At 33.0% G+C, this 22,712-nt stretch carries 21 protein-coding genes, 1 tRNA gene and 1 pseudogene; 1 reads left to right on the top strand and 22 read right to left on the bottom strand.

Annotated elements, in window-relative coordinates; genetic code table 11:
* From EUBHAL_RS16735 to EUBHAL_RS05050, 22 genes and pseudogenes are all read right to left on the bottom strand, one after another.
* Window positions 1-440, bottom strand: a pseudogene (locus EUBHAL_RS16735) (phosphoglucosamine mutase); the annotation flags it as partial.
* A 45-nt stretch (window positions 441-485) separates the two neighbouring features.
* A tRNA-OTHER gene (locus EUBHAL_RS15880) sits at window positions 486-592 on the bottom strand.
* 66 nt (window positions 593-658) lie between these two features.
* Window positions 659-2,152: a lipopolysaccharide biosynthesis protein gene (locus EUBHAL_RS05140; protein WP_005345865.1), complete on the bottom strand. Its 1,494-nt coding sequence runs from the start codon at window positions 2,150-2,152 to the stop codon at window positions 659-661.
* Between the two features lie 60 nt (window positions 2,153-2,212).
* A complete protein-coding gene (locus EUBHAL_RS05135) occupies window positions 2,213-3,292 on the bottom strand; it encodes an acyltransferase family protein (RefSeq protein WP_005345849.1) in 1,080 nt (359 codons plus the stop codon).
* The gene (locus tag EUBHAL_RS14710) at window positions 3,232-4,185 is read right to left on the bottom strand and encodes a DUF6625 family protein (RefSeq protein WP_005345846.1); all 954 of its coding nucleotides are present in this window, start codon (window positions 4,183-4,185) and stop codon (window positions 3,232-3,234) included. The genes EUBHAL_RS05135 and EUBHAL_RS14710 overlap by 61 nt, the downstream gene beginning before the upstream one ends.
* A 109-nt stretch (window positions 4,186-4,294) precedes the next feature.
* Window positions 4,295-5,422, bottom strand: a complete 1,128-nt coding sequence (locus EUBHAL_RS05125; RefSeq protein ID WP_005345845.1) for a CapA family protein — start codon at window positions 5,420-5,422, stop codon at window positions 4,295-4,297.
* A gap of 9 nt (window positions 5,423-5,431) precedes the next feature.
* Window positions 5,432-6,310, bottom strand: a complete 879-nt coding sequence (locus EUBHAL_RS05120) for an ATP-grasp fold amidoligase family protein (protein ID WP_005345843.1) — start codon at window positions 6,308-6,310, stop codon at window positions 5,432-5,434.
* Entirely contained in the window at window positions 6,291-7,544 is a 1,254-nt protein-coding gene (locus EUBHAL_RS05115) for an O-antigen ligase family protein (RefSeq protein ID WP_005345841.1), read from the bottom strand. Before EUBHAL_RS05115 ends, EUBHAL_RS05120 begins: the two co-directional genes overlap by 20 nt.
* A 1-nt stretch (window position 7,545) precedes the next feature.
* On the bottom strand, window positions 7,546-8,628 hold the full coding sequence (locus EUBHAL_RS05110) for a glycosyltransferase (RefSeq protein WP_044922084.1): 1,083 nt from the start codon (window positions 8,626-8,628) through the stop codon (window positions 7,546-7,548).
* Between the two features lie 5 nt (window positions 8,629-8,633).
* The gene (locus EUBHAL_RS05105; RefSeq protein WP_005345838.1) at window positions 8,634-9,707 is read right to left on the bottom strand and encodes a glycosyltransferase; all 1,074 of its coding nucleotides are present in this window, start codon (window positions 9,705-9,707) and stop codon (window positions 8,634-8,636) included.
* A 3-nt stretch (window positions 9,708-9,710) separates the two neighbouring features.
* Window positions 9,711-10,235: an LbetaH domain-containing protein gene (locus tag EUBHAL_RS05100; RefSeq protein ID WP_005345836.1), complete on the bottom strand. Its 525-nt coding sequence runs from the start codon at window positions 10,233-10,235 to the stop codon at window positions 9,711-9,713.
* Between the two features lie 54 nt (window positions 10,236-10,289).
* Complete coding sequence (locus tag EUBHAL_RS05095; protein ID WP_044922081.1) at window positions 10,290-11,324, bottom strand: glycosyltransferase; 1,035 nt, start codon at window positions 11,322-11,324, stop codon at window positions 10,290-10,292.
* 2 nt (window positions 11,325-11,326) lie between these two features.
* Window positions 11,327-12,094 carry a glycosyltransferase family 2 protein gene (locus EUBHAL_RS05090; RefSeq protein ID WP_005345833.1) on the bottom strand — a complete coding sequence of 256 codons (768 nt, stop codon included), beginning with the start codon at window positions 12,092-12,094 and terminating at the stop codon, window positions 11,327-11,329.
* An 82-nt stretch (window positions 12,095-12,176) separates the two neighbouring features.
* Window positions 12,177-12,635, bottom strand: a complete 459-nt coding sequence (locus EUBHAL_RS05085; RefSeq protein WP_005345831.1) for an LbetaH domain-containing protein — start codon at window positions 12,633-12,635, stop codon at window positions 12,177-12,179.
* A complete protein-coding gene (locus EUBHAL_RS05080; protein WP_005345828.1) occupies window positions 12,635-13,327 on the bottom strand; it encodes a sugar transferase in 693 nt (230 codons plus the stop codon). Before EUBHAL_RS05080 ends, EUBHAL_RS05085 begins: the two co-directional genes overlap by 1 nt.
* Window positions 13,328-13,366: 39 nt before the next feature.
* On the bottom strand, window positions 13,367-14,569 hold the full coding sequence (locus EUBHAL_RS05075; RefSeq protein WP_005345825.1) for a DegT/DnrJ/EryC1/StrS family aminotransferase: 1,203 nt from the start codon (window positions 14,567-14,569) through the stop codon (window positions 13,367-13,369).
* A gap of 80 nt (window positions 14,570-14,649) precedes the next feature.
* On the bottom strand, window positions 14,650-16,830 hold the full coding sequence (locus EUBHAL_RS05070) for a polysaccharide biosynthesis protein (protein ID WP_005345822.1): 2,181 nt from the start codon (window positions 16,828-16,830) through the stop codon (window positions 14,650-14,652).
* Entirely contained in the window at window positions 16,831-17,187 is a 357-nt protein-coding gene (locus tag EUBHAL_RS05065; RefSeq protein ID WP_005345820.1) for a hypothetical protein, read from the bottom strand.
* A gap of 556 nt (window positions 17,188-17,743) precedes the next feature.
* Complete coding sequence (locus EUBHAL_RS05060; protein ID WP_005345812.1) at window positions 17,744-18,757, bottom strand: ComEC/Rec2 family competence protein; 1,014 nt, start codon at window positions 18,755-18,757, stop codon at window positions 17,744-17,746.
* Entirely contained in the window at window positions 18,750-18,923 is a 174-nt protein-coding gene (locus tag EUBHAL_RS15875; protein WP_005345811.1) for a hypothetical protein, read from the bottom strand. Before EUBHAL_RS15875 ends, EUBHAL_RS05060 begins: the two co-directional genes overlap by 8 nt.
* Window position 18,924: 1 nt before the next feature.
* Window positions 18,925-19,779, bottom strand: coding sequence for a TIGR04255 family protein (locus tag EUBHAL_RS05055; RefSeq protein ID WP_005345809.1), 855 nt, complete (start codon window positions 19,777-19,779; stop codon window positions 18,925-18,927).
* A 258-nt stretch (window positions 19,780-20,037) separates the two neighbouring features.
* Complete coding sequence (locus EUBHAL_RS05050) at window positions 20,038-20,679, bottom strand: hypothetical protein (protein ID WP_005345806.1); 642 nt, start codon at window positions 20,677-20,679, stop codon at window positions 20,038-20,040.
* A 387-nt stretch (window positions 20,680-21,066) separates the two neighbouring features.
* On the opposite strand from EUBHAL_RS05050, the gene EUBHAL_RS05045 reads away from it, so the two are divergent.
* On the top strand, window positions 21,067-22,712 hold a 1,646-nt coding region (locus EUBHAL_RS05045), incomplete at its 3' end, for an AAA family ATPase (protein ID WP_005345802.1).

The following is a 22,712-nucleotide window of genomic DNA, read 5'->3' as shown; positions in this document are numbered from 1 at the left end:
CTGACCAAATACTTCCAACTCGCTATCAAGATAAGCTTCTACAAGATGAATTGTAGCTTCATCCATCTTTTCTCCATTGCCATTAATCAGCTTGATACCATTATCATAGTATGGATTATGGCTGGCAGAAATCATAATACCACAATCAAAATCTTCTGTTCTTGCTACATAAGCCACAGAAGGAGTTGTTATTACATGCAAAAGATACGCATCTGCACCTGAGGCTGTAAGCCCGGCAACCAACGCATACTCAAACATATAGCTTGAACGGCGGGTATCTCCTTACCGATAACAATCTTCGCTGGTGTATTGTCCCCATTCTGCTTTTTTAATTATCCATAATACCAGCCTAAAAAGCGGCCTACCTTACGTGCGTGGTCTACTGTCAAATTTACATTCGCTTCTCCGCGAAAACCGTCTGTTCCAAAGTATTTTCCCATCTTTTCCTCCAAGTATTTTTAATATATCTTTAATTCACTTCATAATGGGTACCGAAGGATTCGAACCTTCGCTTTTCCCCTTCATAAATATACAATAATCAAGTATTATATACTTATGAAGGGGAATGCTTTAACCACTAAGCTAGGTACCCTATTGATTTCTTACAATTATATTTGTTAATTCTTAATCTTCCCAAGAAATCACCATTTTTATAATATTAATTTTGTTTTATCGCTTTTATTAAATCTCGTGCTTCATTTTTATTTAATAAAATAAATGCAGCTCCATATACAACCGTAACAACAATTCCTGTTCCTATTGCATAGCAAATTAATTCTATGTAATTTATTGCATTAACACTTATAATATTATGACTCGCATAAACTATAATAAAAAACAGAATAAAATCAATAATAACATTTTTAAATTCATATTTAGAGGAACGATTAAGAACATGATTATTTGTATAAATAATAGAGTCCGTTGTCCTATATATTCCTGCAATCGCTGTGCCAAGAAGTACACCTTTCATTCCTATAAAGTTAACCAAAATAAGAGAACTTACTAAATTAATTGCAGCTTCCAATATATAACGCCATGTTGTATCAGGAGCTTTTCCTGCTATATTGGCTGAAGCCAAGCTTGCACCACGTGAACACTCTAACATTAAGTTAAATGAAAATATTAACGCCGCAATGAAATCTATATAATTAATATCGGTTATACTCTGCGTATATAATTTTACAAAGTTGATAATTAAAACCATACTAATGGAGGCCATTATACCTCCTATCATTGACTGCATTGCACTATATGCATTGTATACTTTTTCAAAAAATGTTTTATCTTTGTGGAAGGATTGTCCAAGGACAAAACTTGTACTACCACGAATCAATGAAATAATTTGAGCTAATGCAGTATATACCAAGTTATAAGTTGCGTAAACACTTGCAACTTTAAGACCGCAAAAAACTGAAAGAACAAATGTATCTGTACTATTAAAAATCAATCCTGCTATTTGCTGGGTAAAATAATACTTTCTATTTTCAAGCAGTGACTCATCTAATCGAGCATTTTTATCAATCCATTTATATCTTCTATTAAAGTATATTGCATATATTATAACCTGCACTATAATTACAACAACACTCATAATCTGCATAATTACAACACTACCAAAATATCCAATAGATACTATTTTAGCTGCATATGTTAATACAGTTGTTAAAAGTGTAATCAATGATATTACATAGTATTTTCCTTCAGCATTTAACAATTGTTGATACGCAGCTCTAAATGCAAAATTAATTACACCAACTGCTCCTTGCAAGATAATAATCGCAAATGTTTCCCAATATGGAATCTCCGATGAAATTATCAGAGGATATACTACTGAAATCAATAATACCATCATCGCATAAACCACTGAAATCCGATGATAATAATGTTGTGATGTTCTTATAACTATTGATGTTTGCTCTTTGTCATCCTGACCTACAGTCTTATATAGCGCCTGCAATGTTGCTGTATTAAATCCTGCCTCTAACAACGAAAGGTACCTTAAAATATTGGTTACTGAACTCAATAAACCATTATATTCTGAGCCCCAAGCTAGTAAAATAAGCCTCGGAAGAATCATTCCAAGAACTAAAGTTATTAATTGTGTCAATGTTGAAACTACTAAATTTTCTATAACTGTTTTCTTTTTCATGAATTACCCCATTATAATATCTCAATAAAATCAATTTTATTTTCATGTAATTCTACTACTTTATATTTTAGCAAAACATCTTTTTAGCATTTGATTTATTTTTAATTCAACACCATAATGTAATATAGTTGCAAGAAGAATCGCATGCGCAATTGGTAATAATATCCACACTTCCGCTGTCATCCCCTGCATTTCCATCTTTCGAATAATTCCAAATCCAATAAATTGATGTGTAAGATATAATACATACGAAATTTCCGAAAGAAAAATAAACGGGCGTAATATCTGTTTCATCCCTTCTGTTTTTTGATTTGTCTTTTCTCGAGAACACAAGATTAACATACATAAGGAGAAAATAAAAAAAATGAAAGTACTCTCAGAACACAAGCACTTACATACAACTGTGCAAATGATTAAATATATTATCATCATTCCTTTTTGTTGCAAATTTTCTGTATAATTCAAATAATACACCGCACATCCTGCTAAAAAAACATACATATAATCCGGAATCATAAAAAATATAATTCCCCACTGCGCTGGTAAATCAAATGGTCCAAAGCAATATATCAAACATATTACTTCGATTACTATACATAACCACAACCATTTAGCTTTTTGTTTTCCTTTTAATCCCCCCCCACATGCTATAATCGCAAATATAATATAGAAAATTAATTCTTTTGGCATAGTCCAGTAAACACCATCTATAGCTGTTGAGCCAAAAAGAGTGGGGAACATTGTGATATTAAGAAGAAATTGCCTCACTGAAGGCACTCTTTCAGGAAAGATAAACGCCATATATATTGTTGTAACTACCATACATACCCAAAACATTGGATATAAACGCACACATCTTTTTTTCAAAAATGACACCATATTAAAGTTTTCTTTATATGTATATACTATAAGAAAACCACTTAACATAAAAAATGCGTAAACTGCATGGCATCCCCAAGGAAAGGAAAAATTATACTTTGCCAAGTGTCCTATGGATTTATCATATTGTGTGGTATAGTGATATAATACAATCAATAACGCTGAAAGCCCTCTAAAAACATCTAATAGCCACAGAGAATTTATTCTCTTTTCCATAGCTGGTTTATTCGTTTTTTCCACCATTCTTTTTTTTCCTCCCATTGCATATGACGTAATTCTTTTAACTCATATTTTTCTCCATAATACGGATTTATTTTTTTAACATCGTCCATCGTTGCGGATGCGGTCTTCTCCGTAAAACCTTCAGGGCCGATATAAAATGCCGTTGTAGTAGATGCATCAAACCCTTCTTTATTAAACTTACGTTTTTTAAAATGAATATAAATAAATTCTTCTTTAAAGGATTTTCCATCAATCCAATATTTTCTATATATATGTCCATTTTCCCAATAAAAGACTTGTTTATTATAATTTGGATCATCCAGAGCCAATCTAAAACGTTTATATATCATAGAAATATCCGCAAATATTCTCTCTTCAAACATAGAAATATTATTCTTATGATATATACCATATACACCACTCCATTCATCAAAAAGAAAATTGCGTGGATTTGTAACAACTTCTTCCCAGTTTCCGCATGCGCTACCATCAAGTTTATAATATTCTTTACACTCTGGTGTATTCTTGTATAATGAAAGATGTCCTAAATGCAAAAATCTATCATATTTATTTATTTTATATTCACTAAAAAATCTTCTCAAATCTCCAAAAATCAAGTCAACATCGCAGTGACCCCAATAGTCATAATCGGACAAATAGTCTTCTAAAATATGACCATATAGAGGTTTGAAATCACATAATTTATAAGGATAATCAATCCTAACTTTCTTATGCAATTTTTTTTCTGCTAATTTGCGAAATTCATCAAGAGTAATATTGATAATTTTTACATTATCTGGTAAATCATCAAATTTATTATCAGTTACAATAAAAAAATCTATCGTTTGATTGTACTCACATGAACGTATCCATAAATCAAAATAGGGTGGAAATTCACCATAATACACTACTAATATTGCAATTTTTTCCATAATATATATCCCTCAAAATATCTAAAATTAATAGTTTCTGTAAATCTATTATTCCATGATAATTATAAGCCAAATATGGCATATAATTGATGCAAGAATTTGTAATATTTTATAGTTTCTTCAAAATATGTAAAACCAATTCACTATGTGCTTCACATTCGACATAATTTCTCAATGTATATTTGTACGTACTATTATAAGCTGCATCAATTATAGTTTTTTCCAAAAGACCCTTAGTCAGTTTATTAATTATTCTATATAACAATCCACGCTTTATTTTCATAATATTTAATAAGTAAAAATTTTTATAGTATTCAGCTAATTCATCATAATGTTGACCTACTTTTTTAGAATCAGTTAATTCTTCACTACGAATATTAAACTGCTCTAAAATATTTTTTGCCTCATTTTCTTTAGCAACACGAACCGTATTTTTATTCTTTTTAAGAGGAATATACTTCACTTCAAAATCATCAGAAATCATTATCAATAATGATGTTTGCCAGTATTCATTTTCTTCATCATCAAATAAAAAATTACCTTGTCCATATACTATCGTTCCTTGCAAATATTCTTCTCTACAACCTATACAATGACTATGCTGACATACTACTAAATCTGCTCCTTTTTCTACTAATTTACGACACGTTTTTTGTAAGTTAGGAGAAGGATATCGATACTGTTCCTTACCTCCATGATACAACACAATCACATAATCACATTGTTTTTTTAATTCTACTATATGATCTGGCGTTTCTAATAAATCTATTGGATTAGCTCCACTTTCTTTTTCTGTGGCAACCGTAAACTCATGCTCAACACATGCATAAATACCTATTTTTTTCCCTTCACAATTTATTATTTTAGGTTTGGATGCATCCTTAATTGAATTACCTACGCCAATATAAGAAATATCTGCTTTTTTTAATGTTTTAATAGTACTATCAAGACCTTTTATCCCTTGATCTAATATATGATTATTCGCAAGTGTTAATAAATCAATTTCCATTGCTTTATATGCTGAAATGCATTGCGTTGGTGCGATAAGATTCGGTCCACATTTCTTTATAGGGCTACTCTCATTTACCAATGGCACTTCCAAATTAAAAATTCTATAATCTGCACTTCGAATAATATCTGTAAGTTCTCTTCCAATTAATGTATCAACATCACCTTTTTCAAATAATTCTATATTAGATTTAGTAGGAACTAAATCTGCTCCTATTATTATATTCATACTATTCACCTATTCCATTGGAAGTTTTATCCAACTTCCAATCTTATAATCCCATTCTATTGGTTCAATAGGATCAAATCCACAACCATCAAAAAAAGTCATTTCACCAAAGAAAATTCCATTTGGTGTCTGATAGAAATCTATTCTAACATGTGGTATTCCTTCTGATAATTTTTCAGCTAAACACTTCATTTCTTCAAACTTTTCAGGTTTAGCCGGAGGAATCTTTGCATGATCATATCCCCACACAAAATCTAATTGTTGATAATTTTCATCAAAATAATTTGCCTTTGTTTTTTCTGAGGACATTCTATCTGAGTTAATCATTACAATTTTAACTTTACCATCAAAACAATAATATTTATAATCTTTTAATTCATACCCCGATTCATCAACCATATATTTTTCAGCAATTATTCTTCTTGGTACATTTTTATAAGGCCATTCTCTTCCCGTTAAATAATAGTCCTGTTCCATACCTTTTCTAAGTTCATTCTTCACTTGATTTATATCTAAATTATTTTTGTTTTTGCATATGCACATACCAAGTCCGGAGTTGTGATTGCATTTAAGAACAAACTGCATAGGCAATTTATCAAAATCTATTTTATCCGAATCATCCCAAACTCCTAATAGAGGAATAAGATATTTTTCACCTATTTTTTCTCTAACATAATTTCTAACCAAATATTTATCTACCATCATTGTATATTCTGGTTTTCTATTATATAATTTCATCCATTGCATTTTTTCATTAAAAGTTTCTGGTTTATTTAAATTAAGTTTTCTTCCAAACCTTGCACGAAACGCTGCTTTCAAAAAAGCCTTATCTGGAAGCCAATTAAGCATCTTTCTATAATTTAATGCATCAAATATTCGAGTATACATTTACCTCTCCTCGCCTTCTACCTTTCTTTTGTAATACTGCATAATTTTCATTTTTTTTATTGAATTCTACTGCTTTTGACATAAATAAAATTACAAGTCCCTGCTCCATTGCATTGTAAGAAACAACAGCAAATTGCATAGCAAACATTAAAATAAAACATATTGTCATAACATTAAGAATCTGCGTTGCGTGATGTTTTAAATAAATTCTCAAATATTCGTATAATAACTTAATATAATAAAAATAATAAATAAGAAATCCCATCCCACCTACTCCAACTAACATTTCTATAAAATTATTATGTGAATAAGTAAGATGCCCTGTCGCCGTTAAATTTATAATTCTAAAATTATCAATACCATAACCTAGTACTGTAGATTTCTTCCAAGCAGCAATTCCAACATCTATATATTTTTTTCGTAACAACGCACTGCTGTCTACCTTACCACTTTTGTTAACCAATGCTAATGCTCCTTCAATTCTCCATCCAATAGCATTATACAAAACATCATTATTCATGATTAAGATATATAAAAAATATATACTCATAAATATAACAATCAAATTCCTAATTTTTTTATTTGGATGTTTTAAATAGTAGAATAAGCTAATTCCTAATACCACCATTAAAAAAGCTTTTCTTGAAGCTGTATAATATAACAAAACAACTGGAATCACCATAGATATCAACACAACTATTCGCTGTATTATTTTTGTGTTATTATTCAAAAAATATAACATTACTATTATAAATAATGCACATTTCATACCAACATCATTTCCATTCCACAATCCAGTAGTGGCTTCCCCATGTTGTGCTAATTGAAAACTCTTAAGATCTACTTTGACCAACACATAAATCATCATAATAAATAATGATATCAAGAATAATTTCATATATGTTTCTAATTCATCTTGTGAATCTATTTCCTCATCAACTAAAAATAAAATAATAAATAATATAACTAATGTTTTAATACAGTCAAATGATACTGAGCGATTTATAGCATAAATAATCGAAATGGAACACATTCCCCCAAATGATATCAGCCATATTTTAAATAAATTAATTTTAAAATTAATTTTAAAACTATTTGCTATACTTATTACTGCTAAAACAGAGAAAAAACTCAACCACCATAATATTGGATTTGCGCTCCACTCTGGATTTAATGCTACTGAAAAGAAAACAACAATAACAGTATAAGTAATCTGTTTATATGATATTTTCATGCTAATTCTCTCCTCTTACAATTTTCTCCATAAGTTTAAGCCATTCTTTTGCAACTTTGTTACAATCAATTTCTTTTCTTAATCCATAGGCAGCTTGTCCATACTGCGCCGCAATATCTTTATTCTCCAAATATATATTGATTGCTTCTGCTAATCTTTCCTTATCTCCACAAGGTACGATTAATCCTCTGTCATCACTTAATAACTGTCTAGCTCCACCTGGTGAACAATCAGTTGAAATACATGGAATACCCATACACATAGCTTCAATTAACGAATTTGGTAATCCTTCAAAATCAGAAGTTAGAACAAAACAATAAGATTCTTTAATCCAATTCAAAACATCACTTTTTGTTCCCATCAAATACACCTTGTCTTTTAATCCAAGTTCATCAATTCTATTTTGTAATTTCTTTTTTAAAGATCCTTCACCAAATATCTTTAATACCACGTCCTTATGTTTATTACTAACTATATTAAATGCATCTATAAGTAATTCTTGATTTTTTTGTGGTTCTAATCTAGCTACAGTTACAATCTCAGAATAATTAATATCTTCTTTCTTACGTTCAGGTATTCTACTTAATTCCACAGGATTTAAAATAATACTTGATTTTCTTTGTACTTTCTTTGAGTAGCATTGTTTTGCTCCTTCTGTTTGAAAAACAATATGAGATGCACCAAACTCTACGATTTTACGAAATATTTTATCAACTTTGCTTTGATTAGTTTTATTTGGATCATTTCTTTCAGAGTAAATGATTGGAATATTTTTACCAGTTAATGAAAGAATTGTATAAGCACATACATCATTCATGAAAGAAAGAACACAATCTGAATTTTCCTTATCAACAAAATCTCTAATAGAAGAGATTAGTTTGAAATGTGACACTCCATCTACTCTATAATCATCATAATATTCTACTTTTACTTTCTCATTTAACCTATAAGCAGAAGGTTTATCTGAAGAAGTAATAAATATAGAAACATCATGTCCCATATCACACCAAATATTAGAGAGTATTGATATTACTCTTTCCGCTCCTCCAAAAGTCATTCCTGGAGTAATAAATACAAGTTTCATTACTATCACCCCTTACATGCTTTTAAATATATTTCACAATAATCTTTAGCCATTTTATCTGCAGAAAACTTTTCTGAACTGATCACTGCATTTTGGCCATATAATTTTCTATCATCTGCAGAAGAAATTAATCTTTCTAAGCCTGCTGCAACTCCATCTACTGTAGGCTCACAAAGTAAGCCCGACTTCTCATTTTCAATCATATCAGGTATACCACCCACATTTGATGCAAGTATTGGCATACCAGTACCCATGGCTTCTATAAGTGTCATGGGCATACCTTCAAAGAGTGATGGTAATACAAATATATCACTACTTTCCATAACTGAATAAACATCATCTGTAAGTCCACAAAAAAATATATTCTGATCCATATTTAAGTTCTTTACTAATTCTTTGATAGCTTCTTCTAATTCACCTTGCCCATACAAATAGAGAGAAACATCACTACCGCTGTTCACAACTCTAGAAAATGCTTTTACTAGAACTTCATGATTTTTTTGTTTTGAAAATCTACCTATATGAAGTATTCTACTATTTCCACTATAGTCATTTTTTTTATGACATTTTTCCATAGATACACCATTAAAAACCACTGGTGTGTTCTTAAAATCGATATTATATTCATCAGCTACAGATTTTTGAATTTCTTCAGTTAATGAAACAGGTACTACATGGCACTTCTTGAATAGAAAACGGTTAAAAGTTCTATTCATCTTACCAGCTTCATTTCGTGCAATATTATGTATAGTATAGATTTTAGCTTTTATACCACATATTGATGCAGCTACATGTGCATACTTTGCAGCATAAAGATGAGAATGTACAACATCAGGTTTATATTCTTTAAAAATCTTTACCAGTTTAAATATTAATGATAAATCTAAACCGCTTTTTTTATTTAAATAAATGATTTTGATTCCATTTTTTTCCATTCTTTCTGTCATAATAGAATGATAATCATATAAGCTAATAACAGTAACCTCATGTCCTAACTTGATTAAACTGTTAGTAAGATTCTCACACATTGTTTCTGCACCAGCTAGATCAAGCAATGGTATTATTTGTATTATTTTCATTTACTATATCCTCATCGTTATGTAACTATCTGTTGCATTTTCTTTCTTTATAATTTTTGCAGGATTTCCTATGACAATAGAATGTTCTGGAACATCAGAGTTTACGTATGCATTAGGGGCAATTAATACATCATTACCAGTATGAATATTACCTACTACCATACTGTTTGATCCAACCCAAACACCATCACCTAAAGTAGGTGCACCTATTCTTTTTCCACAATTTTCTCGACCAATAGTACATCCCTTATTTAGATTAAAATTCTTTCCAATTTTAGCTAGAGGACTCACATTAATGTTATGAGCATGTCCAAGATATAATCCAGGGCCAACATTATCGCTTAGAATTTCTAAGCCGTATTTTCTAGCTGCTCTCATTGCGAATAGTGTACGAATTTTTGTCTTTTTTCTTCTAATTAAATATAGATATCTAATATCATAGCGTAATAGCATGATTAAAGTGCCTTTTACTGGATTCCATTTTTCACCAGTCATACGATAATAATCACACTTAAAATACTTATTCATTTTCTTCACCGTCCTAATTAAAATAATGTCTTATTTGATACTATTTTCCTAATTCTAGAACTTAGAGATCAGACACTGGATGACATTTTCTGCTCTGTATTTTTCTGCTTCTTTCAAACAAGATGGCTTCTTGGAAAGAAGCAAGTCTAGATTGTTTCCTACATTTATGAGTGTATCGATAAAAGCATAGTTATCATGAACTGGATACACGTATCCATTTTTCTCATTCACAATTTCTGAATTATAACGCCAATCACTTGCGACCACTGGAACACCTGCAGCCATCGCATCAAGAAGTGTCCCTGCAAAACCTTCTCCTTCATAATATGTTGGAAAAAGTAGGGCAAAATAATTTTTCAACACCTCGACACTTTTATCAAAAGGAACCAGTCCTCCATACTTAATGTACGACGGAAATGTATTCTCTAGCTCATTAAACCATTCCGTTTGTGCAGAATCCACCTGGCCATAAATATCCAAAGTGTAAACTGTTCTGCCAAAGTGTTCATTTACTGTTTTCACGGCATTTACAGCATCTTCTATTCCTTTTTCTTTCATGACACGCGAAAAAGTACAAAGGCTATACGGCTCCGTATTAGGGTAAACAAGTTCCGATTCTTTCAGAATATTCAAGTCTTTAAAGTTCGGCATCACATACACATTGTTGAATCCCTGTATTTCTAATGCTTTTCTCATAGTATTGGTTTCCACATAAATGCCATCAAATGACATCAACGCTTTAGTCAAATTTTTTCGCTTCTTCAAAAACTCTGTTAGCCAACCACCAATTACAACATAATGTAACCTTCTATGAAAGAATACATTGATAGAGTTACATAATGGTACAAATATCTTTATACCATTATGTGCTGGAAAGATTATTATGTTATCGCATTTAATAAATGCTTTGATCATTTGAAATACTACAGATGGAAGCGATTTAGCTCCTCCATGAGTATCAATTTTTACAACTTGATCTGCGCCAAACTGTTTATCCAATTCTTTTGTTACTATTTTGGTTTTAATAGTTTGACCATTCAATAAATTTTCACCAAATCCAAAATGACCAATAACACAAACTTTTTTCATATTTATCCTCTTTCGTAATTCTTCTTCTTTAACACACCAAAAAACATATTCCAGCATGTATACCATGCAGCTACTACTGCAGGCTTCTCATCGCACATATGGAACAAATCATAATGGCTCTTAAATTTTCTTCTAAATTTATCATGACTAATACTTACTTTTCTTACTCTATATTTCGCAAGATTCTCTTTAAGAAGATATGCACAAGTGCCTGGTTTCTTATAAAGCTGTAATCTAATCGCATAGTCATTATTCTTCTTAATATCCTTAATCTGAATAAGACCAAACACTTTAGTGCTATACATCATAGTAAGCTGACCAATATAATCATAGTTATATATCTTACGCTTATTCACTTTATCTGGACCAGATACATAAATATTCAATGGTTTAGAGTCTTCATCTATCTTTTCATATTCAGTAAATGAAAGACTATAACCATTTTTGTTCATAAAATCAATCTGGTGTTCTAGCTTTTCTGGCATCCAAAGATCATCTGAATCTAGAAAAGCAATCCATTCACCCTTTGCTTCTCTTAATGCTTTATTTCTGGTTAATGCGGCTCCAGAATTTTTCTCATTATGGAAATACTTAATTCTATTATCATTAAATGAAGCCACAATCTCATCTGTCTTATCTGTAGAACAATCATCTACAATAAGTAACTCCCAATTTGTATATGTCTGATTAATAACAGACTTAATTGTTTCTGCAATAAATCTTTCAGTGTTCCATGATGGCATAATAATTGATACTAATCCATCTATCATAATTACTGGTCTCCTACAATATTATTTATATACTCGCTAGTTGCATTATCTTTAACAATTATTCTCGCCGGATTTCCCAACACTATCGAGTGACTTGGTACATCAAATTTAAATAAGTATTTGGTGCTATTAATACATCATTACCAATTTTAATATTTCCGACTATTGTCACATTCATCCCAATCCAAACATTATCCCCTATTATAGGAGTTCCCTGTCTCTTTCCTCGATTTTCTTGACCAATGGTTACTCCCTTATGGATATTACAATTCATTCCTATAATACATTTATCATTAATTGTTATTCCGTATGGATGTGCGATAAATAATCCTTTACCAATCTTAACAGGATAATCTATTTCAATTCCATGTTTTGTACCATGTTTTAACAACAACAAATGCCAAATAATTTTTTTCCCCCCACTTGCATATTGGCATCGTCTAAAAAAATAATTCCATTTTTTTATATATTTATCAACTTTAGAAGCTCCATATCGATACATATCTGCTTCAAATACTGCTCTCCATCCAGACATCTCCATTATCTATATTCCTTTCCAAGTACTGCAAATACAGTTCTAAACATCGTAACTATCTCTCCTAAGAAAGAAAATTTCTTAATACTTTGAAGGTTATACTTCATTTTTCCTGGAAGCACTTCTTCCACATAAACTCGATCCACATCATCTGCAGCATCAAGGAGTTCTGCTTCATCTTTATAACGAATACTCGCCTCACTTGTAATTCCTGCCGGAAGCAGAAGCGTTGCCCTCATTTCTTTAGTGTATTTTTTTACATATTTGGTCACTTCCGGTCTTGTTCCTACAAAACTCATATTACCTGAAAGTACATCAAATACTTGAGGAAGTTCATCCAGACGATACTTTCGGAGAAAAGCTCCTGTTGGTGTAATTCGATTATCTCCAGAAACCGTTACTGCAGATCCTATCTGATCTGCATTAGCAACCATTGTGCGAAATTTATGTATTTTAAACTTTTTTCCATAGGTAGTAACTCTCTCCTGTCGATAAAATACACCTCCCTTTGACTCTGTAGCAATTCTAATTGCTATGATAATCATTGGAATTGCTGTAATCATTAAAATACAAGTTGCTGCTACAATATCAAAAGCCCTCTTTAATCTTAAGCTTAACTTTTTTTTAGAAAGTATATCATAATACTCTTTTACTTCATCACATTGCATGAATTTAGGAAGTTCTTTCCATTTTTTCATACTCAATCCTCACATTTCCTGAAAATTCATTTATAATTCTTAAATGTACTCTTTCACAATCTCACTGTATTTTTCAATTACATATTCAACTTCTTCATCAGTTAATTTTGTATGTAATGGTAATGTGATTTCATTTTCAAATCTTTTATAAGCATTTGGATAATCTTTAATATCAAATCCAAGATTCTTATAAGCTGTCATCATTGGTAATGGTTTGTAATGTACATTACAAGCTACACCCTGCTCCGCCATTTTTACAATAATCTCATGACGTTGTTCCAGAGTAATTCCCGGAATTCTTGTAATATACAGATGTCCTGATGACTGATGCTCCTCTGTATAATGATTTAACACTTCGATGCCAAGAGGCTTAAATGCCTCATCATATTTCCCAATAATTTCCTTTCTTCTTTCAAGAAGTCCAGCATATCTCTTCATCTGTGCTAAACCAATTCCAGCAACAACATCTGTCATATTGCATTTGTACCATGGTCCTACAATATCATATTCCCATGCTCCAAGCTGGGTCTTGGCTAAAGCATCTTTAGACTGACCATGAAGAGAAAGCAACTGATACTGATGATAGATTTCTTCATTGTCAATACCTTCAATATCTCTCCATGTTGCTGCTCCACCTTCTGCTGTTGTAAAGTTCTTAACTGCATGGAAACTAAAGTTTGAAAAATCTGCAATACTTCCAACTGGCTTTCCATGCCATGTGGCACCAAATGCATGTGCCGCATCAGTCATTACAATAACTCTTCCTATTGCTTCCTGTAATTTGTTCACAGGATGGAATAGAGACTTTTTAGCCTCTACAATAGAGAATATTTTATCATAATCACAAGGTACTCCTCCTAAATCTACTGGAATAATTACCTTTGTTTTTTCTGTGATTGCTTCGGCCAGTTTATCATAATCCATTTCCAGAGAATCTTTCTGTACATCTACAAGAACGATTTTTGCTCCTACATGATACACAACAGATGCACTCGCTGTATAAGTGTACGCTGGAACAATCACTTCATCACCTTCGCCAACACCTAAAACTCTTAATGTTGTTTCTGCACAGGCTGTTTGAGAGCTAAGGCATACTGCTCTGTTTACTCCACACAAATCTGCTACCTGTCTTTCAAGTTCCTTTGTTTTTGGTCCTGTTGTAATCCAGCCTGATCTTAAGGCTTCTGCTACCTGCTCTACCTCTGCTTCTGTTATATCTGGTGGTGAAAATGGAATTTTCATTCTTTTATCCTTCTTTCTGCATTTATTATAAATTTCTTTTGTTCATACTTTACTTTTGCTTATCTTTCCAACTGCCCTGCTTACACTTCCTTCGCCACCGCAGCCTGTTCCATCATCTTGCGCTGCAGCTCATAAACCTTGCCTTTATTCTCGCTTCCGTTCTTTCCTGCCGGATGATAGGTAGGAACGATCAGTTCTACCATCTCGCGGATATTTTGGTCATTATCGTAGGCAGCTTTCATTAAGACAGTAAGCTGATGAAGAAACTGTTCGGTGTTGAATGGGATTGGACAGCCGATGTGGATTAATTTATTTTTCGTTTTCTTTAATCCCTCTTCTGCCATTAATTTTTCTTCAAAGAGTTTTTCTCCCGGCCGCAGTCCTGTATATTCAATCTTTATATCCACATCCGGCTCATGCCCGGAGAGACGGATCAGATTCCTTGCTAAGCTGTCGATCTTTACCGGTGATCCCATGTCGAGGACGAAGATTTCTCCGCCTTCGGCGTTTGTTCCTGCGGAAAGTACGAGGCTTACGGCTTCCGGAATGGTCATGAAGTAACGGATGATGTCCGGATGAGTTACGGTTACCGGACCGCCTTCTTCAATCTGACGTTTGAAGAGTGGGATTACGGAACCGTTGCTTCCGAGTACGTTTCCGAAACGTACTGCGACGTATTCTGTTCTTGGAATAAATTTCTTCTGGCGAATCTGATGCATGATGCCATTCTCTTCTTCACCGTGTGTGTAAAGCATTGGCATCTCGTGTGCTTTTCCTTCTTTGATCATTCGGTCAAAAGACTGGATAATCATTTCGCAGATACGCTTGCTGGCTCCCATGATGTTTGTTGGGTTTACCGCTTTGTCTGTACTGATCAGTACGAATCGCTGGCAGCCGTTGATCATGGCTGCGTAAGCTGTTTTATATGTTCCAACGGCATTATTCTTGATTGCCTCGTTCGGTGATGTTTCCATTAATGGTACATGCTTATGTGCTGCTGCGTGGTATACGATATCTGGTTTATACTGTGCAAATACCTGGCAGATTCTCCGGCTGTCACGTACAGAGCCTGTAAGCGCGATCATGTTTAAGTCCGGATAAGTTCTCTTTAACCACTGTTCAAGGTCGTATAAGCTGTTTTCGTAGACGTCAAAGAGAATCAGTTGTTCTGGATGATGTCCGGCTACCTGACGGGAGATTTCGGAACCGATGCTTCCGCCGGCTCCTGTTACAAGAACCTTTTTCCCCTGAATATATTGGAATACTTCGTCTAAGTTTGCCTTGATCGGCTCACGTCCTAAGAGGTCTTCTACTGCGACCGGCTTCAGCTTGCTTAAAGATACCTGGCCGTTTGCAAGCTGGTATACACCCGGGAGACTCTTTAACTCGCAATTTGTTTCCTGACAGATATTTAAAATGTCTCTCTTTTCTTCCGGACTGGCTGTCGGAACGGCAAATAAAATCTGGTCAATGTTATACCGTTCTACCGCTTCTAAGATAGAATCTCTTCCCCCGACAATCGGAATACCGAGCATATATCGTCCCCACTTGTTTTTGTTATCATCGATAACGCAGCAAGGTCTCGCATCTACAAGATTGGAACTTTTTAATTCTTTTAAGATAACCTGTCCTGCCGCTCCGGCACCGATAATCATCGCCCGATGAACACTGTCCGCTTCCTGTAAATGTTCCATCTTCGTACGCTCTAACGTAATGTAGCGGTATGCAAATCGAACAAGTAATGTTAATGCAAACTGCATGCCGCATCCAACGATATAGTAAGATAATGGCATTCTTTCTAAGCAGACGGTAATGCCAACAACCTGAAATATCGTTGTGATTACTGTTGCAGCAAAAATACGATTCAATTCGCTGAAGCTGGCAAAGCGCCATAAGCTGTTATACAGCCTAAATGCATAAAACATAATAAGGACAAATGCTGTATAAAACGGTGCAAACTTTACAAATGCATCCATATATTCTGCCGGAATATGGGAATATCGCAAATCAAAACGCAGCCATAATCCGAAAAAATAAGACAGGTTCACTGCAATAATATCATATAATACCAAATACATTGCGATAACTTTCCAGTGTCTGAACCGGAAACCATGCCTTTTCCCTTCTGACTCAGTACATTCTCTTTCTAAGCCATTTTTTTTAATCGTACTCATCTTTTCTTCCCTTTCTTTCATACTTTTCTCTTTTATTTTTAAAAATTTATCATATGCTTCTTTAAGCTGACTATCTGGCAGGATCATTTAACATAGTAAATGCCTCAGCACAGGATAATCCTCTGCATTTTTAAATACAGATCTAAATGTAAATAAATGAACTACGGAACATAAAGTGATGAGACAGGTCTGCTTGACCGTCACAGTAAATTCGCGATAAAAATCACGTTTTAATACATTCTTCAACGAATCGAAGAAAAAGATTACCACGATATTCATGAGAGCAAGACTCCACATCATATCACGGTATAAAGAATTCGCCAATACATTCAGCGACCCATGCCGCATACCGAATGCAAGCGTAAAAGAAATCCAAAGACAGACTACGTCCAGGATCATGAAATCCAGGTGCTTCAACCAGCCCTGTACACTCTTCTTATACATATACTTTCCCCAATCTTATTTTTCTTGTGCTGATTATCCTATAAATGAACTTCTATCCCCGCAAAATCCATACTTCTTATATGATAATCCTGTTTTCATACTTTTTTGGTGTGTCTTAACAGACAGTACACAAATGATTCAGAGTTGAACTATAGATGTAAATTAAAATATTCTGATGTATTGATTCTTCTTATATAAATTTTAATAAAACCACACACCTTTTCATAGTGAATAAAGTATACCATATATTTCTTATTTATAGTATTCTTAAATATGACCAATTTCGACCTTTAAATTTGTCTATTTTTGGTCATGTCAGACTACATTTTCAATTTTCCACTAAAACTTTACTTTATCTGTGTTATTTCCTTGTCATTTTTTACTGTTTGTATATATATAATGTATACTTTGTAAAATTATTAGATAAAAAAAAGCACCACACATATGTGATGCCCTTAATTCAAGAAGAATGTTTCGTCATTCTTGCTGTGAGATGCGCCGGAGGCTATATTAGATGGAGGATTGATTGACTCACACCACCTGTAGGCGGCAGAAGTCATCTCACATCTGATATACTATTCCAAATTTCTGCATTTCCTTCTGTGTCTATAGAAAATTTGTTTTCTATAACATCAGTTATAATTCTTATTACTCCGTAGTCTTCCTCTTCTTTTTCCTTATTAGATTTTCCCGTACATAGTAATAGCTGTGCATTCTTCTTATACTGTTCCATAACATCTTTTACTGGTAAATCATTTCCCTTTCTCATGACAGTGGAACAGGCAATATCACATCCATCCCATCCTAAATCCAACATTTTAACCGAGCTGCCTGATCCATGATGCGGTATTTTCATAATATGTATATGTTCTCCAAAAAAATTTGCAGGTATCTTCTCTATAGTATCGTCTTCTATATCCCCAGTGAAAAAAATTCTTACACTTCCCAGAGATAAAACAAAAAATATTGATCTGTCATTTTTTATATATTTATCCGTATAAGTTTGCTTACGAACAAGCTTAGAATTAGGTGCATATGAAACTAGCTCCAAAGGGAAATTATTCGTATCTTTTCGAAAAGATATAGAATTATAACACATCATGTCTTTCCTATCCGATGTTGAATATACATTATATTCCGTACTGCAATTAACCGTACATTCCTTTAAGTATTGAAAAAGTTCTCTAACTTCTTTGCTACATTTTATTTCACCCATTTCAACACTTTCAGGAATCCATATATGAGTTTTTTCTGATGTATAATTATCAATAATACTTTTTAAACCCTTTGAGTGATCCCAATCAGGATGTGTCCAACAAATAAAATCCAATGCAGTTATTTTATTTGCTTCTAAAACATCTCTAACCTTATCAATATCCTTTAAACAAAAGCAATCAATCAGACCAGAAAAACTAATTCCTCCATCTGTCTTTATAAAAAACAGAATTGACTCTCCCTGACTTTTGTAACCTATTATATACGTTTCGATAAGCAATTGTTTCTCAAAATAAATTATTTGCTTATATCTGGATATACTTCTTCCAGATAAATGCATATCATAACTATACATGCTTAAATTCCACTTTTTTCCCTACTATATTAGCGGTATTATCCCTAAACATATGGATTGTACCTGCCTGAGACTTTGAAACAAATTGTCCTTTTACACTTTCTTTCTTTATATTCTCTTGCTGTGCTACATATGGATTTCTACTTTTCGATACAAACTTCATCATTTTAAACCACTCCTCTGATTACATCATCCTGAAAAACTTCCTGTTTCAACGCTTGAATTAATTTATCGCTTAATGATTTAATAAATATCTCAAATTCGATTGTGTTTTGTATTTGTAAAGTATTTTTTATAATTTGTTCATCAGAAAGCATTGGTAATATTTCTCTATTCCCCTCTTTGAACACATCTACATCTATGACGATCTGATATGTTGTTTTCTGATTTCCATCTTCTTGTTGAACCATACCTTCTTGAATATTCCTAACATAATTTGCCTGGTAATTATCCTTAGATAAAATTGTTACCATGTTCGAGGCTATATAATCGTATTCTGAAAATTGTTCAATCACATCATTCGCATTAAATGCTGCTTTTGTAAAATATAATGGCAAATCTGCTAAATTATCTAAAAAACAAATATTTATTTTTCGTAATCCAATTCTTAATGGTTGGAAATATGGGGATACAGACTTAATAACTGCCATGCTTTCGGCAAGTAAAACGATATATTTGTCAAATGTTTCATAAGTCTGGTCAATATCGACTGTAAGGGTAAAAAAGCTCTTGCTTATCTCCAGTATTTCTTTATTATCTGAGGAAAAAATATATACTAAATTCTTATTATTATTACTTACAGAAAATTGATTTCCTTCAGGAATGTTTAAATCCATCTTTACCTGTAAATCAAATTGATTTTCCGTTCGTTTCCCCATGTTTATAAAACCTGCATCAAAAAATTTCTGTCTCAAAGACAAAATACATCCTTCAACATCTGCTTCCATAACACCTTCATAATCTAAACGGAAAATAATCTGTTTCAAAAAATTATGTTTAATTGCAGAACGTAAATCATTCATTGTTACAGCCTCCTTATTTCGGTAAATGTACTCTCGGAATCTTTTCACAAAAGCAAGTGCAAGAAAGACTCCGAGAGTACATGGTAATTTATTATATCATTTATTCCTTTTAACGTCCACATATACATTGTATTTTTCTGGAAAATCCTTACTCTCTGGGATAAAAAAAGACATATCTGACAGCTGCTAAACTGCTTTGATATGTCTCCTTTATTTTATAAGGTTCTATCTCTCATTTTACTTACTTAATGGGGTTCATTACTTCCCGTTATACTGATAGCGAACTCCTTTTACAACGTATCCTGCTGCTGTCTTCTTCAACTTCAGTGTTGTTGTGCCGATGTTCGTTCTGCCCTTCTCTCCGTAGCATCCTAAACGGTTCTGTGTTGTTACGGTGTAGATATTCTTACCAGTGCGTACAACCTTTTTAATCTTATAATCTGGAATCGTATCTCCGAAGTCTCCGCCACAGTACATGTATGGATCTTTATAAAACTTACTGTCGGAGCTACATACGAACATTGCCTGATTCTTATTTTTCTTGCTGCTCTTAATCTTGCTGACAGAAGCGCTCTTACCAAAAAGCTTCTTAGTCTCGGAACGAAGCTCCTTCGCTGTATAGCTGTAGTCACCTTTGTAATTATATCTTACGAATACGGCAATGGATAACTTCTGATTATCGTTAAGTTTCATCTTTACTGGCTTGGTAGTGGACCATACGCTTATGTTCATCGCTGTCGTATATGCTGTCATCTTCTTACTGATATCCTTTATCTGACGATTCCCTGCCATCTGTCTGGTCACATCTGCTGATGCTGCCTTTGCATGTACTGGAGCAAATGGAATAAGTGTTACTGTCATGAGTAATGTGGCTAAAATTGTACTTAATCTTTTCTTCATAGGGAATCCCTCCTGCCTTTTGAACTTAGAATGTGGTGTAGATAATACGCTATTTAAATGCTTTTTTAATGTGCTTTAAATGCTATCTTCTGTACTACATTTCTTATAATTTTATTATAATATTTTTGCTGTGGAAGTACCATAACAGAAGTGTTATTTTTCTTTACAGGTGGGATAAGAATGTATAACAAAAGTGTTACAAAAATAGGAATTTGCCGCAGGCAAAGGAGACGCCCTCTTTTGATAAATAAAGTCACAGATATAGGGGATATTCTCTCTGGGGGTTCGTCTGTTTACTCACCCCGGCAAATTCCAATTTTTAATAGTAGAATTCCCATAAGGATGTTATAATACAAATGATATCTTTTAAGAAGGGACGGTGATATAATGGGTATCTTTTTAAACAGTACTGCACCATTTGAAGCATATAAGATAACAGCCCTGGATAAATACTTTGTAGATAAAACGATGTTAATAGAAGAATTGATTCCATCAATAGGAAGAGAACAAAGATTTTTGTGTATCACAAGACCCCGTCGATTCGGAAAGACCGTAATGGCAAATATGGTAGCGTCATATTTTGGCAAGGCAATAGATAGTAGTTTTGTATTTGAACATCTTGCGATAGCAAAAAGCCCGGTATATGAAGAATATATAAATAAATATGATGTTATCTATATTGATTTCAGCAGGCTTCCAGAGAATTGCCAAACTTATGAAGAATATATTAATAGAATCAAAACAGGAATAAAAGAAGATTTGCTTGAAGAATTTCCCGAATTAGAATTGAAAGAAGAAATGTCACTTTGGGATATCCTGGCAAAAATTTTTCAAAAAACAAATCGTAAATTTATGTTTATAATGGATGAATGGGATGCAGTATTTCATATGCCATTTATTTCCCAAAAAGAAAGACAAGAATACCTGCTTTTTCTTAAAAACTTACTGAAAGATCAGGTATATGTAGAACTTGCTTATATGACCGGAATACTTCCAATAGCCAAATACTCTGCCGCTTCAGAGTTAAATATGTTTGTGGAATATAACATGGCAACAAGAGAACGGTTTAGCTCTTATTTTGGATTTTCAGAAGAGGAGGTAGATAAACTGTTTCAAATTTATAGTGAAACCACAATTCGACCACGAATTACAAGACATGATTTAAAAATCTGGTATGATGGATATTGTACGGCATCGGGTGAACAGCTTTATAATCCCCGTTCAATTATCTGTGCTTTATCAGATAACCAGCTAGGCAGTTACTGGACAGGTTCTGGTCCCTATGATGAAATATTTTATTATATCAAAGGGAATATTGATGAAGTCAGAGAAGACTTTATTCTTATGATTTCCGGCGAACATATAGAGGCGAAAGTACAAGAGTATGCGGCCACCGCAGAAGAATTAACAACAAAAAACCAGATATACTCTGCAATGGTCATATACGGGTTACTTACTTATGAAGATGGAGAAGTCTTTATTCCAAACAGAGAACTGATGTACAAATATAACGAACTCCTTTTAACAAATGAAAGTTTGGGATATGTATATCGGTTAGCAAAAGAATCTGAAAGAATGCTAAAGGCAACACTAGCTGGAGATACACAAACAATGGCAGAAATTTTGGAGTATGCTCATAATACAGAATCTCCTATTCTATCTTATAACAATGAAATAGAATTATCTGCCATAGTTAATCTTGTATATCTGGCAGCAAGAGACAAATACCGTGTTGAGAGAGAAGATAAAGCGGGAAAAGGATATGTAGATTTTATCTTTTATCCGGAGAAAAAGAACATTTCTGCAATTATACTAGAATTAAAAGTAGATGCATCCCCAGAAGAAGCAATCCAGCAAATCAAAGATAAACAGTATATTTTACGTTTTAAAGGAAAATTAGCAGAAAAAGCAAAGTATACAGGAGAAATACTACTTGTAGGCATAAACTATAATAAAGAAACAAAAATGCATAGCTGCAAGATAGAAAAGATAAATAGGAATTTGCCGCAGGCAAAGGAGACGCCCTCTGGAAG

It is taken from the genome of Anaerobutyricum hallii DSM 3353 (genome assembly GCF_000173975.1).
Lineage (GTDB): Bacteria > Bacillota > Clostridia > Lachnospirales > Lachnospiraceae > Anaerobutyricum > Anaerobutyricum hallii.
Note: the sequence above shows the minus strand (reverse complement) of the source record. Positions and strands in the feature narration are given on the sequence as shown.

Bases quoted from the DNA above. Each gene is read 5' to 3' on its own strand.
- EUBHAL_RS05080 (WP_005345828.1), bottom strand. From the start codon at position 13,327: ATGAAAAAATGGAAAGAACTTCCTAAATTCATGCAATGTGATGAAGTA.
- EUBHAL_RS05115 (WP_005345841.1), bottom strand. From the start codon at position 7,544: ATGAAAATATCATATAAACAGATTACTTATACTGTTATTGTTGTTTTC.
- EUBHAL_RS15875 (WP_005345811.1), bottom strand. From the start codon at position 18,923: ATGATGAAGTTTGTATCGAAAAGTAGAAATCCATATGTAGCACAGCAA.
- EUBHAL_RS05105 (WP_005345838.1), bottom strand. From the start codon at position 9,707: ATGAAAATAATACAAATAATACCATTGCTTGATCTAGCTGGTGCAGAA.
- EUBHAL_RS05095 (WP_044922081.1), bottom strand. From the start codon at position 11,324: ATGAAAAAAGTTTGTGTTATTGGTCATTTTGGATTTGGTGAAAATTTA.
- EUBHAL_RS05120 (WP_005345843.1), bottom strand. From the start codon at position 6,310: ATGTATACTCGAATATTTGATGCATTAAATTATAGAAAGATGCTTAAT.
- EUBHAL_RS05055 (WP_005345809.1), bottom strand. From the start codon at position 19,779: ATGAATGATTTACGTTCTGCAATTAAACATAATTTTTTGAAACAGATT.
- EUBHAL_RS05050 (WP_005345806.1), bottom strand. From the start codon at position 20,679: ATGAAGAAAAGATTAAGTACAATTTTAGCCACATTACTCATGACAGTA.
- EUBHAL_RS05085 (WP_005345831.1), bottom strand. From the start codon at position 12,635: ATGGAGATGTCTGGATGGAGAGCAGTATTTGAAGCAGATATGTATCGA.
- EUBHAL_RS05090 (WP_005345833.1), bottom strand. From the start codon at position 12,094: ATGATAGATGGATTAGTATCAATTATTATGCCATCATGGAACACTGAA.
- EUBHAL_RS05065 (WP_005345820.1), bottom strand. From the start codon at position 17,187: ATGTATAAGAAGAGTGTACAGGGCTGGTTGAAGCACCTGGATTTCATG.
- EUBHAL_RS05140 (WP_005345865.1), bottom strand. From the start codon at position 2,152: ATGAAAAAGAAAACAGTTATAGAAAATTTAGTAGTTTCAACATTGACA.
- EUBHAL_RS05060 (WP_005345812.1), bottom strand. From the start codon at position 18,757: ATGTATAGTTATGATATGCATTTATCTGGAAGAAGTATATCCAGATAT.
- EUBHAL_RS05100 (WP_005345836.1), bottom strand. From the start codon at position 10,235: ATGAATAAGTATTTTAAGTGTGATTATTATCGTATGACTGGTGAAAAA.
- EUBHAL_RS05070 (WP_005345822.1), bottom strand. From the start codon at position 16,830: ATGATCCTGCCAGATAGTCAGCTTAAAGAAGCATATGATAAATTTTTA.
- EUBHAL_RS14710 (WP_005345846.1), bottom strand. From the start codon at position 4,185: ATGGAAAAAATTGCAATATTAGTAGTGTATTATGGTGAATTTCCACCC.
- EUBHAL_RS05135 (WP_005345849.1), bottom strand. From the start codon at position 3,292: ATGGGAGGAAAAAAAAGAATGGTGGAAAAAACGAATAAACCAGCTATG.
- EUBHAL_RS05110 (WP_044922084.1), bottom strand. From the start codon at position 8,628: ATGAAACTTGTATTTATTACTCCAGGAATGACTTTTGGAGGAGCGGAA.
- EUBHAL_RS05075 (WP_005345825.1), bottom strand. From the start codon at position 14,569: ATGAAAATTCCATTTTCACCACCAGATATAACAGAAGCAGAGGTAGAG.
- EUBHAL_RS05125 (WP_005345845.1), bottom strand. From the start codon at position 5,422: ATGAATATAATAATAGGAGCAGATTTAGTTCCTACTAAATCTAATATA.